Raw genomic sequence first — 1325 nt, 5'->3', positions numbered from 1 at the left:
GGGTCGAGGTCGTGGCCCCGCAACCGGTCCCGGTCATGGTGGTCGCCCCGCCCGCCGAGCCCGAGCCGTTCTGGGACTTCTCCTGGCTGCAGCTGGGCGCCAACGCCACCGCCGCCGCCCTGGCCGCCGTCCCCGCCTGGCTCCTGCACCACCAGCTGCCGATCATCACCGGCTCCTACGGCGCCGACGCCGCCGCCGCCATCGCGATCCTGTGGGGTGGCAAACCCGCCCTGCGGTCCCTGACCCTGGCCGGCGCCGCCTACTACGGCTGCGCCGCTCTCCACGCGAACACCGCCACCACCGCCGCCGTCGAGCTGGCCGCGATCGCCCTGCCGCTCGTCGGCGCGCAGCGGGCCGAGGTCTCGCTGCTGCGCCGCACGGCGGTGTGGATTCCCATCCTGTCCGGCTGCCTGTCGCTGCCGGCTGTCACCGATGCCATCACCTGGCTCACCACCGCGTTCACCGGAGGACACTGATCATGGACGTCACCCTCGGCACCTACGCCGCTGTTTTCGGCCTGACGGGCTGGCAGCTCGCCCGTACCTACGGCATCCCGCTGCCGAAGGTCGGCGGCAAGGGCGGCGGGGTCTACGGGCGCGCCGCCGGCGCCGGCGCGGACCACGCCAGCCTCTTCCCCTACGCCATCGGCACCGGTTTCGGCGTGCTGTGCGGGCTGTGCGCCGGCGGCATCCTCGGCGGCCTGGGCTGGCTCGGCTACAAGGCCTCCGCCTGGGGCGGCCAGCTGTCCCTGTGGAGCTCCACCGGCGCGGCCTCCACCGCCCAGTTCCAGGGCGCGACCCCGGTACCGGTCGGCGGCGGCGGCGCGCTGCTCCTGTTCGTCGTCGCCGTCGTGCTGGCCGGCGCCCGCAAGTCCGCCAAGGGCGCGGCGGGCGCGGGTGCGCGGACCCCGGGCACCACCGCCAGCGGTCTGGACAAGTGGAAGGTGAGGCTCGGCTTCGTCAACGGCGCCTCGCTGGCCGCGATCCCGCTGGTCACCTACTACGCCAACGAGGCCCTCTCCAAGGGCGGTCAGGTCGTCCTGGACGCCCTGAATCACGTCGCCTCCAGCCGCTGAGACCCGAACCGGAAAGACAAAGAAGGGGGACCCGTGAGTATCGACCTGCGCCTGGAGCCGGTCGAGGAGGAGATCCTCGAAGGCGAGCTGCTGGACGACGACGACCCGGGCCCGCGCCCGGCCGAGCCGGACCCGGCCGGGCCGCGCCCGTGGTGGCGCCGCCAGGTCGGGCACCTCCCGGCCGGCCTGCGCGTCCTGGCCGCCGAGCGCTCCGACTGGCTGTTCGTCACCGAGGACCACCTGAGCGACC

Annotated in this window: 3 protein-coding genes; all 3 read left to right on the top strand. The window is 74.3% G+C overall.

Features of this window, described 5'->3' with window-relative positions; genetic code table 11:
* Positions 1-476, top strand: a 476-nt coding sequence (locus tag ACFVSW_RS27925; RefSeq protein WP_387319883.1) for a hypothetical protein, incomplete at its 5' end; no start/stop codon positions are given.
* Positions 477-478: 2 nt separating this feature from the next.
* Positions 479-1075, top strand: coding sequence for a hypothetical protein (locus ACFVSW_RS27920; RefSeq protein WP_387319882.1), 597 nt, complete (start codon positions 479-481; stop codon positions 1073-1075).
* Between the two features lie 33 nt (positions 1076-1108).
* A partial coding sequence (locus ACFVSW_RS27915) for a hypothetical protein (protein WP_387319881.1) occupies positions 1109-1325 on the top strand: 217 nt, incomplete at its 3' end.

Source organism: Neobacillus sp. NPDC058068, assembly GCF_042885335.1.
Lineage (GTDB): Bacteria > Bacillota > Bacilli > Bacillales > Cytobacillaceae > Neobacillus.
Note: the sequence above shows the minus strand (reverse complement) of the source record. Positions and strands in the feature narration are given on the sequence as shown.